This is a genomic window from Streptomyces sp. NPDC093801 (assembly GCF_040701585.1).
Taxonomy (GTDB): Bacteria; Actinomycetota; Actinomycetes; order Streptomycetales; family Streptomycetaceae; genus Streptomyces.
Genome location: NZ_JBFBDP010000015.1, coordinates 62,019 through 76,320 on the forward strand (window position 1 = coordinate 62,019; position 14,302 = coordinate 76,320).

The 14,302-nt window shown below is 70.9% G+C and carries 13 protein-coding genes and 1 riboswitch; of the genes, 7 read left to right on the forward strand and 6 right to left on the reverse strand.

Annotation, left to right across the window (positions count from 1 at the left end; genetic code table 11):
• The first annotated feature begins 204 nt into the window (after positions 1-204).
• The gene (locus AB0469_RS18925) at positions 205-462 is read left to right on the forward strand and encodes a WhiB family transcriptional regulator (RefSeq protein ID WP_003953983.1); all 258 of its coding nucleotides are present in this window, start codon (positions 205-207) and stop codon (positions 460-462) included.
• A gap of 148 nt (positions 463-610) precedes the next feature.
• Here the strand turns inward: AB0469_RS18925 and AB0469_RS18930 are convergent, their stop codons facing one another.
• Entirely contained in the window at positions 611-2,080 is a 1,470-nt protein-coding gene (locus AB0469_RS18930) for a PAS domain-containing sensor histidine kinase (protein ID WP_366452550.1), read from the reverse strand.
• Between the two features lie 406 nt (positions 2,081-2,486).
• Positions 2,487-3,125 carry a TetR/AcrR family transcriptional regulator gene (locus AB0469_RS18935; RefSeq protein ID WP_366452551.1) on the reverse strand — a complete coding sequence of 213 codons (639 nt, stop codon included), beginning with the start codon at positions 3,123-3,125 and terminating at the stop codon, positions 2,487-2,489.
• 86 nt (positions 3,126-3,211) lie between these two features.
• On the opposite strand from AB0469_RS18935, the gene AB0469_RS18940 reads away from it, so the two are divergent.
• Both AB0469_RS18940 and nagB read left to right on the forward strand, forming a co-directional pair.
• Positions 3,212-3,973, forward strand: coding sequence for an SDR family oxidoreductase (locus tag AB0469_RS18940; RefSeq protein ID WP_366452552.1), 762 nt, complete (start codon positions 3,212-3,214; stop codon positions 3,971-3,973).
• A 210-nt stretch (positions 3,974-4,183) separates the two neighbouring features.
• Entirely contained in the window at positions 4,184-4,969 is a 786-nt protein-coding gene (nagB, locus tag AB0469_RS18945; protein ID WP_366452553.1) for a glucosamine-6-phosphate deaminase, read from the forward strand.
• A gap of 63 nt (positions 4,970-5,032) precedes the next feature.
• Here nagB and AB0469_RS18950 read toward each other — a convergent pair whose 3' ends face one another.
• The 4 genes from AB0469_RS18950 to AB0469_RS18965 all read right to left on the reverse strand — a co-directional run bounded on the left by AB0469_RS18950 (position 5,033) and on the right by AB0469_RS18965 (position 9,848).
• Entirely contained in the window at positions 5,033-6,535 is a 1,503-nt protein-coding gene (locus AB0469_RS18950; RefSeq protein ID WP_366452554.1) for a glycoside hydrolase family 3 protein, read from the reverse strand.
• A 5-nt stretch (positions 6,536-6,540) separates the two neighbouring features.
• Positions 6,541-7,377, reverse strand: a complete 837-nt coding sequence (locus tag AB0469_RS18955) for a carbohydrate ABC transporter permease (RefSeq protein WP_366452659.1) — start codon at positions 7,375-7,377, stop codon at positions 6,541-6,543.
• 35 nt (positions 7,378-7,412) lie between these two features.
• The gene (locus tag AB0469_RS18960) at positions 7,413-8,432 is read right to left on the reverse strand and encodes a sugar ABC transporter permease (protein ID WP_366452555.1); all 1,020 of its coding nucleotides are present in this window, start codon (positions 8,430-8,432) and stop codon (positions 7,413-7,415) included.
• Between the two features lie 129 nt (positions 8,433-8,561).
• Positions 8,562-9,848, reverse strand: coding sequence for an extracellular solute-binding protein (locus tag AB0469_RS18965; RefSeq protein ID WP_366452556.1), 1,287 nt, complete (start codon positions 9,846-9,848; stop codon positions 8,562-8,564).
• 297 nt (positions 9,849-10,145) lie between these two features.
• On the opposite strand from AB0469_RS18965, the gene AB0469_RS18970 reads away from it, so the two are divergent.
• From AB0469_RS18970 to AB0469_RS18985, 4 genes are all read left to right on the forward strand, one after another.
• Positions 10,146-10,910: a GntR family transcriptional regulator gene (locus AB0469_RS18970; protein ID WP_045945891.1), complete on the forward strand. Its 765-nt coding sequence runs from the start codon at positions 10,146-10,148 to the stop codon at positions 10,908-10,910.
• A gap of 129 nt (positions 10,911-11,039) precedes the next feature.
• Positions 11,040-13,241, forward strand: coding sequence for a carbon starvation CstA family protein (locus AB0469_RS18975; protein ID WP_366452660.1), 2,202 nt, complete (start codon positions 11,040-11,042; stop codon positions 13,239-13,241).
• Positions 13,238-13,438, forward strand: coding sequence for a YbdD/YjiX family protein (locus AB0469_RS18980; RefSeq protein WP_366452557.1), 201 nt, complete (start codon positions 13,238-13,240; stop codon positions 13,436-13,438). The genes AB0469_RS18975 and AB0469_RS18980 overlap by 4 nt, the downstream gene beginning before the upstream one ends.
• A 140-nt stretch (positions 13,439-13,578) precedes the next feature.
• On the forward strand, positions 13,579-14,076 hold the full coding sequence (locus AB0469_RS18985; RefSeq protein ID WP_366452558.1) for a GNAT family N-acetyltransferase: 498 nt from the start codon (positions 13,579-13,581) through the stop codon (positions 14,074-14,076).
• Between the two features lie 55 nt (positions 14,077-14,131).
• Positions 14,132-14,266: riboswitch (cobalamin riboswitch) on the forward strand.
• Positions 14,267-14,302: the final 36 nt, after the last annotated feature.

The following is a 14,302-nucleotide window of genomic DNA, read 5'->3' on the forward strand; positions in this document are numbered from 1 at the left end:
GTATCCCCGTCCGAGGTTTGCGAATCTCTACATGGCGATCGGGACAGCCCGCAGAACCCGGCACCCACACAGACCGCCAGAACCCCACCACGAATCTTGGACCGCACCAGGCAACTGGGCGTCGGCCCTTCCCTCACGGGGGGATTCGTGAAAGCGTTCACATTCACAAGCAACCTGCCCGCAATACAAGGAGATGGAGCAGCCATGGACTGGCGTCACAACGCCGTTTGCCGCGAGGAAGACCCCGAGCTCTTCTTCCCCATCGGCAACACCGGTCCTGCGCTGCTGCAGATCGAGGAAGCCAAGGCCGTCTGCCGCCGTTGCCCCGTCATGGAGCAGTGCCTGCAGTGGGCGCTCGAGTCCGGCCAGGACTCCGGTGTCTGGGGCGGCCTGAGCGAGGACGAGCGCCGCGCCATGAAGCGCCGCGCCGCTCGCAACCGGGCGCGCAACGCCAGCGCCTGATATCGACTTTCGAGCCTCGACGCGCAGCGCGTAGTACCCATATAGCGCTCAGCAACGTGCTCTTGAGCCCCGGACCGATCACCCTTCGGTCCGGGGCTCAGTGCTTTCCGCACAGCCGCCCGTCACGCTGAGTGACGAACCGTGCGGGCTACTTCTGCGAGCTGACCGGGACGTCGAGGACGACCTTGGTGCCGCGCGGCTCCGCGCGGACCATGTCGAAGGTGCCGCCGAGCTCGCCCTCCACGAGGGTCCGGACGATCTGGAGCCCGAGGTTGCCGGCCTTCTGCGGGTCGAAGCCCTCGGGCAGCCCGGAGCCGTCGTCGAGGATCGTGATCAGCAGCCGGCCGTCGGCGCGGCCCGATCCGCTGCGGGCGGCGGTCACCTCCACCGTGCCGCCCTCCCCCTGGGTGAAGGCGTGCTCCAGGGCGTTCTGCAGGATCTCGGTCAGCACCATCGACAGCGGCGTGGCCACCTCGGCGTCCAGGATCCCGAACCGGCCGATGCGCCGGCACCGCACCTTCCCGGGCGAGATCTCGGCGACCATCGCGATCACGCGGTCGGCGATCTCGTCGAACTCGACGCGCTCGTCGAGGTTCTGGGAGAGGGTCTCGTGCACGATCGCGATCGAACCGACGCGCCGCACCGCCTCGTTGAGCGCCTCCCGTGCGCTCTCCGAATCCATCCGGCGGGCCTGGAGCCGCAGGAGCGCGGCCACCGTCTGGAGGTTGTTCTTCACCCGGTGGTGGATCTCCCGGATGGTGGCGTCCTTGGTGATCAGTTCACGTTCGCGACGGCGCAGTTCGGTGACGTCGCGGCAGAGGACCAGGGAACCGATCCGGGTGCCCTTGGGCTTGAGCGGGATCGCGCGGAGCTGGATGACCCCGCCGTTGCCCTCGACCTCGGTCTCGCGCGGGGCCCAGCCGCTGGCGAGCTTCGCGAGCGCCTCGTCCACCGGCCCCCGGGACGGGGCGAGTTCGGCGGTGGTGGTGCCCAGGTGCTGGCCGACCAGGTCGGCGGCGAGGCCCAGCCGGTGGTAGGCGGAGAGGGCGTTGGGGGACGCGTACGTCACCACGCCGTCGGCGTCGAGGCGCATCAGGCCGTCACCGACGCGCGGGGAGGCGTCCATGTCCACCTGCTGGCCGGGGAACGGGAAGGCGCCCGCGGCGATCATCTGCGCGAGGTCGGAGGCGGACTGGAGGTAGGTCAGCTCCAGCCGGCTCGGTGTACGCACGGTGAGCAGGTTGGTGTTGCGCGCGATCACGCCCAGCACCCGGCCCTCGCGGCGGACGGGGATCGACTCGACGCGGACCGGCACCTCCTCGCGCCACTCGGGGTCGCCCTCGCGCACGATCCGCCCCTCGTCGAGGGCGGCGTCGAGCAGGGGGCGGCGGCCGCGCGGCACGAGGTGGCCGACCATGTCGTCCTGGTACGAGGTGGGGCCGGTGTTCGGCCGCATCTGCGCGACGGAGACGTAGCGGGTGCCGTCCAGGGTCGGGACCCAGAGGACGAGGTCCGCGAAGGAGAGGTCAGAGAGCAGCTGCCACTCCGAGACCAGCAGGTGGAGCCACTCCAGGTCGGTTTCACCGAGAGCGGTGTGCTGGCGTACGAGATCGTTCATGGAGGGCACATTGCGAGCGTACCCCGGGTACGAGGATGACTTTCCCCACGACGGGTACTCGGGAGTATCCAGGAAGGGCACACTCCGCGTACTGTTGGAGGAAGTGACGGGCCAGTAGGTCCGCGCTTTGGATGGACAGGACAGATTGGTCTAGTCCACAATTGCCTTACGCTTCCGCCCTCCCCGCACAGGAGGACGGATCGAGGTGGCCACGCGTTCTGCCCTGACCGCGCAGGCACCTCGAACCGGCCGCCGGGAACCGCACACCTGACGGCCGTAAGTACTCCGGGCTACGGTGCCGGACGGGTTGAGGGTCCCGTCCTGCACCGTGGCCCAGAGGAAATCCCGGCGCGGCGCGCGGGGAATCGCGGTGCGGACCGCCCGGCGCCCCGGCCCCGGGCCTTTTCTATTCCGGCCGGGACCCGGACCGCGGCTGCGGCCCGGCCGCCGGCCGCCCGGGCCAGGCCAGGAGCGCCAGGTCCGCCACGGCCTCCAGCTCCTCCCGCGTCGCCCCGTCGCACGACTGCTGGCTCATCCCCTGGAGCACCGCGCCGGCGTAGCGGGCCAGGGCCCCCGCGTCCGTGCCGGCGGGCAGCTCCCCGCTCGCGACGTCGGCCCTGATCCGGCTCTCGAACATCGCCAGGTTGGCGTTGCGGCGCTCGCGCAGGGCCTCGGCCACCTCCTTCGAGGTGGTGTTGGCGGCCGCGCTGATCACCATGCAGCCCGGCGGGTGGGCGGGGTCGGTGTAGATCCCGGCCGCCTCGCGCAGGATCCGGGCCATGGCGGCGGCGGCGGTGGGCTCCTCGCGCAGCGCCACGCCCGCGAAGTCCCCGTAGCGGCTGCCGTAGACCACCACGGCCTCGTCGAAGAGCCTGCGCTTGTCGCCGAAGGCCGCGTAGAGGCTGGGCGCACCGATGCCCAGGGTGCGGGTCAGGTCGGAGATGGACGTGGCTTCGTAGCCGTGCTCCCAGAAGGTCAGCATCGCCTTGTCGAGGGCGGCGTCCCGGTCGAAGGAGCGGGGCCTGCCGCGCTGTCCTGTCACCATGCGGACGATTCTATAGCGGTCGCTAGGGAATCTGGTACGGTCCCTTTCTGTAGCGACCACTATCGAATGACGGAGGGGGGCGCGTCATGGGCGTGCTCAAGGGGAAGACGGCTCTGGTCACGGGCGGCAGCCGGGGTATCGGGCGGGCCGTCGCGGAGCGGCTGGCGCGGGACGGGGCCCTGGTCGCCGTGCACTACGGGCACAACGCCGCGGCGGCCGCGGAGACCGTCGCGGCGATCGAGGCCGCGGGCGGGCGGGCCTTCGCGATCGGGGCGGAGCTCGGCGTTCCGGGGGACGCGCAGGCCCTGTGGGCCGCGTACGAGGCCCATCCCGCGCACACCGAGCGGGTGGACGTCCTGGTGAACAACGCCGGGGCGGCGGTCTTCGCGGGCATCGGGGAGACCGACGAGGAGACCTTCCAGCGGGTCCAGGCGCTCAACGCCCAGGCGCCCTTCTTCGTGATCCGGCACGGGCTGGACCGGCTCTCGGACGGGGGCCGGATCGTCAACGTGACCGGCACCCCGGAGATCGCACTGCCGGCCATCCTCGCCACGATCATGGCCAAGGGGGCGGTGAACGCGCTGACGGTCTCCCTGGCCGCCGCCCTCGCGCCGCGCGGGATCACGGTCAACTCGGTGGGCCCCGGCATCACGGAGACCGAGCTGAACGCGGCCTGGCTGGCCGATCCCGCGGCCCGGGCGCACGCCGCCTCGCGGTCCGTCTTCGGCCGGGTGGGCACGGCGGAGGAGGTGGCCGACGTGGTGGCCTTCCTGGCCTCGCCGGACTCGCGCTGGGTCACCGGCCAGCACCTGGACGCCACGGGGGGCCTGCAGCTGGCCCTGCTGTAACGGGGGCCGCTGCGCGGCCGCAACGGGTCCGGGCGGAGTCCGGGGAGCGGGCGGAGGGCGGGGAGGGGCGGGCCCTGCGCAGCGACCCCCGCCCCCCGGGCGGACGGGGTCGAACGGCGGGACGATGGATGTGGCGGAGGGCCGCCGCGGGCGGGTCCGCTCTGCTAGATTGGTCTATACCACCACTCCTCTCAGATCGGCAGGCCCCGCGTGGAAGTTGTCATCGTCCCGGACGCCAAGGCAGGCGGCGAGCTCATCGCGGAGGCCATGGCCGCCCTGGTCCGCCGCAAGCCCGACGCCCTGCTGGGCGTGGCGACCGGCTCTACCCCGCTGCCCGTCTACGAGGCCCTCGCCGCCAAGGTCCGGGCCGGCGAGGTCGACGCCTCCCGGGCCCGGGTCTGCCAGCTCGACGAGTACGTCGGCCTGCCGGCCGGGCACCCGGAGTCCTACCGCGCGGTCGTGCTCCGCGAGGTGGTCGAGCCGCTCGGCCTGACCGAGGACTCCTTCATGGGCCCCGACGGCTCCGCCGCCGACGTCCACGCGGCCTGCGAGGCCTACGACCAGGCCCTCGCCGACGCCGGCGGGGTGGACCTCCAGCTGCTGGGCATCGGCACCGACGGGCACATCGGCTTCAACGAGCCCTGCTCCTCGCTGGCGTCCCGCACCCGCATCAAGACGCTGACCGAGCAGACCCGCGTGGACAACGCCCGGTTCTTCGAGGACGACATGGACCAGGTGCCGCACCACGTCATCACCCAGGGCATCGGCACCATCCTCGACGCCCGCCACCTGGTCCTGCTGGCCACCGGCGAGGGCAAGGCCGAGGCGGTCGCCCAGACCGTCGAGGGCCCGCTGTCCGCACTGGTCCCGGCCTCCGCGCTCCAGCTGCACCGGCACGCGACCGTCGTGGTGGACGAGGCGGCCGCCTCCAAGCTGAAGCTGGCCGACTACTTCCGCCACGCCTACGCGAACAAGCCCTCCTGGCAGGGCCTGTAGCAGCGGCGCGAAAGGGCCGGGCCCCCCTCCTCGGGGGCCCGGCCCTCATCCGTGCCCGGTGGACTACCGCAGGCCGGCGATGACCTCGGCGGCGGCCCGCCCGCAGACGCGGGAGGCGCCGTGCGTGGCGACGTACAGCGACCCGCGCGGCTCGGCGCGCGGTACGCCCATCTCCACGACCACGGTGTCCGGCCGCGCGGCGACCAGCGCGTCCAGCGCCTCGGTCATCCACGGGTGCCGGTGCGCGTCGCGGACGACCGCGACGACCGTGCGCTCCCCCGCGGCCGCCAGCACGTCCCCGGCGGCCGAACCCTCGGGGAAGACGCCCGAGACGGTCCCCGGGACCAGGGCGGCCAGCTCCGCGGCCACCCCCCAGGGGGTCTCGTCGCCGACCGCGATGTTCGCGACGGGTGCGAGCGTGGCGACGTACGGGGCGGCCACGGGGGCCCGTTCGCCCGACACGGCCAGCGCGCGGCGGGCCGCCTCCAGGCCGATGCCGGACGCGCGGCTCCCCTCCGGCTGCGCGTCCGGCCGGGCCCTGCGGGCCCATCCGGCGAGGGCGCGCACCCGGTCGGCGGCGTCGGCGAGCCGCTCCTCGGGCAGCGCGCCCTCGCGTACGGCGGCGACCAGCGCGTCGCGCAGACGCAGCACGGTCACCTCGTCGGCGAGGCCCCCGCCGACGCAGATGGCGTCGGCGCCGGCCGCGATGGCGAGCACCGAGCCCCGCTCGATGCCGTACGTCCCGGCGATGGCGTTCATCTCCATGCCGTCGGTGACGATGAGGCCCTCGTAGCCGAGTTCCTTGCGCAGCAGACCGGTGAGGATCTGCGGGCTGAGGGTGGCGGGCCGGGTCGGGTCGAGGACGGACACCAGGATGTGGGCGCTCATGACGGCCTTGGTGCCGGCCTCGATGGCCGCCTTGAACGGGACCAGCTCGCGGGCCTGGAGGGTGTCCAGGTCCACGTCGATGCGCGGCAGCGCGTGGTGCGAGTCGACGTTGGTGTCGCCGTGGCCCGGGAAGTGCTTGGTGCAGGCGGCGACCCCGGCGGCCTGGAGGCCCTCGACGTACGCGGCCGTGTGCCGGGCGGCGAGCCGGGTGTCGGCGCCGAAGGAGCGCACGCCGATGACCGGGTTGTCGGGGTTGGAGTTGACGTCGGCGGACGGGGCCCAGTTGAGGTTGACCCCGCACTCGGCGAGACGGCGGCCGAGCTCGCGGGCCACCTCGCGGGTGAGCTCCGTGTCGTCGACGGCGCCGAGCGCCAGGTTGCCGGGGAAGGACGAGCCGCCGCGGACCTCCAGGCGGGTGACGTCGCCGCCCTCCTCGTCGATGGCGACGAGGACGTCGTCCCGCTCGCGGCGCAGCTGCGCGGTGAGCGCGGCGAGCTGCTCGGGCGAGGCGATGTTGCGGCCGAAGAGGCCGACGGCGGTGAGCCCCTCTCCGACCTGGCGCAGCAGCCAGGAGGGGGCGGTGGTGCCCTCGAAGCCGGGCTGGAGGACCGCGAGGGCGTCGCGGGTGAGCCCGTCGTCGGAACCGGACCCTGTGGTGCGGTGCGCAAGGATGGTCACGGCCGTTATCCCTTCACGGCGCCGGCGGTCATGCCGCCGACGGCCTTGCGCTGGAGGAAGACGAAGATCACCAGGACGGGGATCGCGAAGATCGAGGACGCGGCCATGGTGGCGCCCCAGTCGTTGCCGAAGGCGGTCTTGAACTGGGTCAGCCACAGCGGCAGGGTCTGGGCGGTCTTGTCCTTGTTGAGGATCAGGACCATCGCGAACTCGTTCCAGGCGGTGATGAAGCCGAAGAGCGAGGTGGACATCAGGCCGGGGGCCAGCAGCGGGAAGATCACCTTGCGGAAGGCCTGGCCGCGGGTGCAGCCGTCGATCTGGGCGGCCTCCTCCAGGGTCACCGGGACGGCGGCGATGAAGCCGCGCAGGGTCCAGATGGTGAAGGGGAGGACCATCACGAAGTAGATCGCGGTCAGCACGCCGATGCTGTTCAGCATCTCGGCGTCGCGGACGATCATGTACATCGCGATGACCATGACCTCCCAGGGGGCCATCTGGGCCATCATCACGCCGAGGACGAGGCCCTTGCGGCCCCGGAACTTCATCCGGGCGATGGCGAAGCTCGCGGCGAGGGCCACCAGCAGGGCCAGCAGGACGGCGCCGACGGTGACGACGAGGCTGTTGGTGACGTAGGTCCAGAAGTTCTCGACGCCGGTGGCCTTGGTGAAGTTGTCCAGCGTCGGGGTGAAGACGAAGACCGGGTCCTTGGTGAGGATCTCGCTGTTCGGCTTGAGGGCCGAGGAGAACATCCAGTAGACCGGGAAGACGAAGACCAGGGCCAGGAGCAGCGCGCCGAGGTTCTTGGCGACGGTCGCGGGGCGCAGCGGCCCGCGGGTGCGCAGCCGCTGGGCGGGCTCGTCCGGGGTGGTGGTGGTGCTCACTGCTCCTCCTCCTGCTTCAGGATCAGGCGGAAGTAGAAGGACATGACGACCAGCAGGATCAGGATCGTCAGGACGGAGATCGCGGCGGCGAGGCCGTAGTGGAACTGGCTCTGGCCCTCCACGTAGGCGAAGACCGGGAGGATCTCGGAGGCGCGGTCGGGGCCGCCCTTGTTCATGGCGTAGACCTGGGTGAAGGCCTTGAAGACCCAGATCACCTCCAGGAACGTGGTGACCAGGAAGAAGGGCTTCAGGTTGGGGAAGACGACCTTCCAGAAGGTCTGCCAGCCGTTGGCCCCGTCCATGCGGGCGGCCTCGTACAGCTCGGCGCCGACCGTGGTGAGGCCGGCGTACATGTTGAGGGCGACGAAGGGGATGGAGCCCCAGACCACCAGGAGGGTGACGATCGTCAGGGTGGACAGGCCGGTCTCGAACCAGTTGTGCTGCTCGTAGCCGGAGAAGCCGAGCGTGCGCATGACCCAGTTCATGACGCCGAACTGCTCGTCGAACAGCCAGTAGAAGACCTGGACCGAGGCGACGATGGGCATGGCCCAGGCCATCACGAGCGCCATCGACAGGACCAGGCGCATCCACTTGCCGAGCCGGTTGAGCAGGATGCCGATGAGGCTGCCGATCACCATGATCAGCACGACGTTGGCGAAGGTGAAGGCGAAGCTGCGGACGACGACGGTCCAGAAGGCGGAGTCGCCGAGCAGCTGGGTGTAGTTGGCGAGTCCCGCGAAGGGGTACTTCCGCTGGATGAACTCGATCTTGTTGATGTCCTGGAAGGACAGGATCACGTTCTTGATCAGCGGGTACAGCAGCAGGAGGGCCATGGCGGCCACGGCCGGCAGCACCAGCAGGTAGGGCAGCCACCCCGAGGGGAGCGGCTTTCTGCCCCCGCGAGGAGGGGCGGGACGGGGGCCGGCTGCGGGGCTGTGCCCCTTCGGCCGTCCGGCGGACTTCTGTGGTGCGTCCTGTGGAGCGCTGGTCGTCGCTCCCTGGGAGTGCACGGTCATGGCTTGGCTTCCTCGCGGTTGACTGTGGAGTCAAATGCGCGACCGGGGGCGCGGCAGGCGGCCGGGGCCTGCCGCACCCCCCGGTGCGTTCACACTGCTGGGTCGTGCGGGTGCTGCGGGGTGCGGTGGTTACTTGTTGATGCGGTTCGCGATTTCCTTGTCCGCGTCCGCGCCCGCCTTGGCGGCGTCCTCACCCTTCAGGACCTTGGTCATGAACTCCTTGATGGGGTTCGGCTCGGTCTCGACGTTCGCCCAGCCCGCGGTCACCGGGGTGATCTTGCCGTTGAGGCCGGCCTTGGCCATGGCCTCGGCGAAGGAGCCGGCGGCGGGGGTGAAGTTGGCGCCGACCTGGTTGGGCAGCAGCGCGCCCTTGACCTCGGCGGCGTACTTGGTCATCTGGTCCTTGCCGGTGGCCAGGGCCAGCCACTCCTTGGCGAGCTCCTTGTTCTTGGAGCGCTCGGCCACGGCGAGGTTCGAGCCGCCGAGGAAGACGGTGCCGGACTTGTCGGCCGTCTTGCCCGGGATCGGGAAGTAGCCGAAGTCGGCGTCCTTGCCCGCGTCCTTCAGCGCCTTCTCGGCACCGCCGGCCTCCCAGCCGAGGCCGATCCAGGAGGAGACGCCGCCCTTGGGGACGATGTCGGTGGACTGCTGCGGGGTGGCCTCGTCCTTGTCCTTGGGGGCCGTGGAGTAGGACTGGAGCTTCTTGTAGAAGTCCATCGCGGCGGCGGCCTGCGGGGTGGAGAGCTGGCCCTTCCACTTGCCGCCGTCCTTGACGGCGAGGTCGCCGCCCTCGTCCCAGATGAAGCCGGCGAGGATGTACCAGCTCTGGCCGGGGAGGTAGATCGGCTGGGCGGAGGGGTCGGACGCCTTCAGCTTCTCCAGGCCGGCGATCCACTCGTCGCGGGTCTTCGGCGGGGTGACGCCGGCCTTCTCGTAGGCCTTCTTGTCGTAGACGACCACGCGGTTGGCGGCGTACCAGGGGGCGGAGTAGAGCTTGCCGTCGACCTCGGCGGAGGCGAGCATGCTCTTCTGCCAGGCGTCGGCGCCGAGCTGGGCCTTGTCCTTGGTGAGGTCGGCGAGGCCGCCGGTGACCGCGTAGCCGGCGGTCTGCGTGTTGCCGAGCTCGAGGACGTCCGGCGGGGTGTTCTCGGAGAGGGCCGTGGTGACCTTCTCCTGGATGCCCGTCCACTTCTGCTCCTCGACCTTCACCGTCACACCGGGGTGCTTGGCCGAGAACTCCTTGTTGACCTGCTCGATCCAGGCCTTCGGGGCGGATCCGTCCATCACCCAGACGGTGATCTCCTTGGCGCCACCCGACGCGTCGGACTTCGGCTTGTCGTCGCCGCCGTTGCCGCACGCGGCGACACCGACCATCATGCCCACGACACCGACCGCCGCAATGAGCTTGCGCTTCACGCCACCCTCCTCAGGGATGCTGCTGCTGTGCACCTTCCCTCGCCCGCCGCGGTGACGTACGTACCAAGTACTGCCCGTGGGGCCGGGATCTGATCCATATTGGTGTAGACCAGTACCGGGAGCTTGGCCTAGACCTTTAGGGGTGTCAAGGGTCTAATGAGCGGGTGCTCGGTCCGTTATCGGACCGACACCTGGGGGAGGGAGGAGGCCTGCCCTCCCGCCCGTGTCACCATGTGACCGCACATATCGGAGGAGCCGGTGACGGCAGCGAAACTGGAGTCGGGAAGGCGGGCGGCGATGTCCACCGAAGGGGCGACCACGGAGCCGGAGGGCGGGCCAGCCACTCGAACGGCGCGTGTGCCCAAGTACTACCGACTCAAGCGGCACTTGCTCGACATGACCGAAACCCTGCCCCCCGGCACCCCGGTGCCGCCGGAGCGGACGCTCGCCGCCGAGTTCGACACCTCCCGGACCACGGTCCGGCAGGCCCTCCAGGAGCTGGTGGTCGAGGGCCGGCTGGAGCGCATCCAGGGCAAGGGCACCTTCGTCGCCAAGCCCAAGGTCTCCCAGCCGCTGCAACTCTCCTCCTACACCGAGGACATGCGCGCGCAGGGCCTGGAGCCGACCTCCCAGCTCCTGGACATCGGCTACGTGACCGCCGACGACACCCTCGCCGGACTGCTCAAGATCGCCACCGGCGGGCGGGTGCTGCGCATCGAGCGGCTGCGCCTGGCCAGCGGCGAGCCGATGGCCATCGAGACCACGCACCTGTCGGCCAAGCGCTTCCCCGCGCTGCGCCGCTCGCTGGCCAAGTACACCTCCCTCTACACCGCCCTGGCCGAGGTGTACGACGTCCGGCTCGCGGAGGCCGAGGAGACCATCGAGACCTCCCTCGCCACCCCGCGCGAAGCCGGGCTGCTCGGCACCGACGTGGGCCTGCCGATGCTGATGCTCTCGCGGCACTCGCTGGACGCCGACGGCGAACCGGTCGAATGGGTGCGATCGGTGTATCGCGGCGACCGTTACAAGTTCGTTGCCCGTCTCCAGCGACCTGCCGTGTGATCACCTGTTGACTCTCCTTCGAACCCCGGTGGACGCTCGTACCGCTATGCGGACGGGGGCTTACGTCCACCGGTAACCCCCCGTAGATTCCGTGCGCTTACGCAGATGATCAACGAGGGGACGAGGATCATGCCGGAACCGGGAGCAACAGGGACACAGCGGACGCCGACGGCGAGAGCCACCCCGCGGTCGATCGCCGTATGGGCGGCCGTGGCCCTCGTGGGGGCCGTCGGCTGGGGCGTGCTGGCGCTCTCGCGCGGTGAGGAGATCTCGGCCGCCTGGCTGCTCGCCGCCGCGCTGGGCTCGTACGCCATCGGCTACCGCTTCTACGCGCGGTTCATCGCGAACCGCGTGCTGAAGCTGGACAAGACCCGGGCCACCCCCGCCGAACGCCTCGACAACGGCGTCGACTTCCACCCCACCGACCGGCGCGTGCTCTTCGGCCACCACTTCGCCGCCGTCGCCGGCGCCGGCCCGCTCGTCGGCCCGGTGCTCGCCGCCCAGATGGGCTACCTGCCGGGCACCATCTGGATCGTCGCGGGCGTCATCTTCGCAGGCGCCGTCCAGGACATGGTGACGCTGTTCTTCTCCACCCGGCGCGACGGCCGCTCGCTCGGCCAGATGGCCCGGGACGAGATCGGCCCCGTCGGCGGCGCCGCCGCGCTGCTCGCCGTGTTCACCATCATGATCATCCTGCTGGCGGTGCTCGGCCTGGTCATCGTCAACGCGCTGGGGCACTCCCCCTGGGGCGTCTTCTCCATCGGCATGACCATCCCGATCGCCCTCTTCATGGGCGTCTACCTGCGCTACCTGCGGCCGGGCCGGGTCACCGAGGTCTCCGTCGTCGGCGTCGCGCTGCTGCTCCTCGCGATCGTGGCGGGCGGCTGGGTCGCCGAGTCCTCCTGGGCGGACTTCTTCACCCTGGACAAGGAGACCCTGGTCCTCTGGATGATCGGGTACGGCTTCTTCGCCTCGGTCCTCCCGGTGTGGCTGCTGCTCGCCCCGCGCGACTACCTGTCCACCTTCATGAAGGTCGGCACGATCGCGCTGATGGCGGTCGGCGTGGTCGTCGCGATGCCGACGCTGAAGATGCCGGCGGTGACCGACTTCGCCACGCGCGGCGACGGCCCGGTCTTCGCCGGCTCGATGTTCCCCTTCGTCTTCATCACCATCGCCTGCGGCGCCCTGTCCGGCTTCCACTCCCTGGTCGCCTCGGGCACCACCCCGAAGATGATCCAGAAGGAGACCCAGATCCGGATCATCGGCTACGGCGCGATGCTCACCGAGTCCTTCGTCGCCGTGATGGCCGTGATCGCCGCGTGCATCATCGAGCCCGGCCTGTTCTTCGGCGTCAACTCCCCCGCCGGGGTCATCGGCACCACCGTCCAGAGCGCCTCGGCGGCGGTCGGCCACTTCGGCTTCGCCATCTCCCCCGACGCCCTCGCGCAGGCCGCCAAGGACGTGGAGGAGACCACCCTGCTCTCCCGGACGGGCGGCGCGCCGACGTTCGCGCTCGGAATGTCGGAGATCTTCTCCGCCGTGGTCGGCGGGGCCGGGATGAAGGCGTTCTGGTACCACTTCGCCATCATGTTCGAGGCCCTGTTCATCCTGACGACGGTGGACGCGGGCACCCGCGTGGGCCGCTTCATGCTCCAGGACACCCTGGGCAACGTGCACAAGTCCTTCAAGGACGTGAGCTGGAAGCCGGGTGTCTGGCTGGCCAGCGTGGTCGTCGTCGGCGGCTGGGGCTACTTCCTGTGGGTCGGCGTCAAGGACCCGCTGGGCGGCATCAACCAGCTCTTCCCGCTGTTCGGCATCGCGAACCAGCTGCTCGCCGCGGTCGCGCTGGCCGTGTGCACCACGCTGCTCGTCAAGTCGGGCCGGCTCAAGTGGGCCTGGGTCACGGGCGTTCCGCTCGCGTGGGACGTGGCCGTCACCCTGACGGCGAGCTACCAGAAGGTCTTCTCGGAGGACGTGAAGATCGGCTTCTTCGCGCAGCGCGACAAGTACCAGACCGGCATCGACGCCGGGAAGGTGCTGCCGCCCGCCAAGACCATGGACGAGATGCACACCGTGGTCACCAACGCCACGGTCGACGGGGTCCTCTCGGCCCTCTTCGCCGTCCTGATCGTCATCGTCCTGCTGGACGCGGCCCGCACCTGCGTCAAGGCCGTCTCCGACCCGGGCTCCGTCCGCCTCTCCGAGGTGCCGTGGACCGAGTCGAAGATCATCGCTCCGGCCGGGCTGATCGCGACGGCCGAGGAGAAGACCGAACTCGCGGCGGCCGGCCTCGACGGGGGCGGCGGCCGCGTGAAGGACCCGGTCGCATGAGCGGCGCGGTCCGCGGGGCGCTGGCGAAGGCGCGGTACTACGTCCGGGAGTTCTCCGGCGAGGCCGCCTACGACCGCTACGTCGCCCACGCCCGCACCCACGACCCCGAGGCCGAGGTCCTGACCCGCCGCGCCTTCGAACGCGCCCGCACCGACGCCCGCGAAGCGGACCCCCGCGAGGGCTTCCGCTGCTGCTGAACCCACGAGAAGGGCCCCGCCGTCCCCCACCGGACGACGGGGCCCTCCGCCTTTTCCCGCCTTTTCCCGGCTTTTCCCGGCGCACCCGGCCCTTCCGGCGACGGCGCCGGGCGCGGCGCCCGTGGCGCACACTCGCAGGCATGGACTTCGAGATCAGGACGGCAAGAGAAGACGAATACGCGCGGCTCGGCGCGATCACCGCGCAGGCCTACGGCGGCGACGGGCTGCTGGACCTCGACGACGACGACCACTACCTGGACGTGCTCCGCGACGTCGCCGGCCGGGCCGGCGACGGGGACGTGCTCGTCGCCGTGCGGGACGGACAGGTGCTCGGCGGAGTGACCTTCGCCGCACCCGGCAGCCGGCTCGCCGACATCGCCGGCCCGCACGACGCCGAGTTCCGCATGCTCGCGGTCGCCGCCGAGGCGCGCGGACAGGGCGTCGGGGAGGCCCTCGTCCGCGCCTGCGCCGACCGCGCCCGGGCCCTGGACGGGGTCACCGCACTGGTGCTGTCCACGCAGCCGGCCATGCGTGGAGCCCAGCGGATCTACGAACGGATCGGCTTCGTCCGCACCCCGGAACGGGACTGGTCGCCCCTCCCCGCACTGACCCTGCTCACGTACCGAATGGAGCTGTGACGACACGCTCCGCATGCACCCGACACAACATGTGGGGGCTACCGCATCGGGTCGCCCCCACATGTATGCTCATGGCTGCTGCCGCCGCAGGGGAATCCGGTGGGAATCCGGAACTGTCCCGCAACGGTGTGACGTACGCCGAACGGTGTATCCGCGAGTCCGAAGACCTGCCGGCAGTGCCCCCCGGATCGACCGAGCCGGGGTGTCGATTCGTCCGGGCCTCGCG

Excerpts from the sequence above, each read along its gene's own strand:
- AB0469_RS18925 (WP_003953983.1), top strand. The coding sequence starts at position 205 with ATGGACTGGCGTCACAACGCCGTTTGCCGCGAGGAAGACCCCGAGCTC.
- AB0469_RS18930 (WP_366452550.1), bottom strand. The coding sequence starts at position 2,080 with ATGAACGATCTCGTACGCCAGCACACCGCTCTCGGTGAAACCGACCTG.
- AB0469_RS18935 (WP_366452551.1), bottom strand. The coding sequence starts at position 3,125 with ATGGTGACAGGACAGCGCGGCAGGCCCCGCTCCTTCGACCGGGACGCC.
- AB0469_RS18940 (WP_366452552.1), top strand. The coding sequence starts at position 3,212 with ATGGGCGTGCTCAAGGGGAAGACGGCTCTGGTCACGGGCGGCAGCCGG.
- AB0469_RS18960 (WP_366452555.1), bottom strand. The coding sequence starts at position 8,432 with ATGACCGTGCACTCCCAGGGAGCGACGACCAGCGCTCCACAGGACGCA.
- AB0469_RS18970 (WP_045945891.1), top strand. The coding sequence starts at position 10,146 with ATGTCCACCGAAGGGGCGACCACGGAGCCGGAGGGCGGGCCAGCCACT.
- AB0469_RS18975 (WP_366452660.1), top strand. The coding sequence starts at position 11,040 with ATGCCGGAACCGGGAGCAACAGGGACACAGCGGACGCCGACGGCGAGA.
- AB0469_RS18980 (WP_366452557.1), top strand. The coding sequence starts at position 13,238 with ATGAGCGGCGCGGTCCGCGGGGCGCTGGCGAAGGCGCGGTACTACGTC.
- AB0469_RS18985 (WP_366452558.1), top strand. The coding sequence starts at position 13,579 with ATGGACTTCGAGATCAGGACGGCAAGAGAAGACGAATACGCGCGGCTC.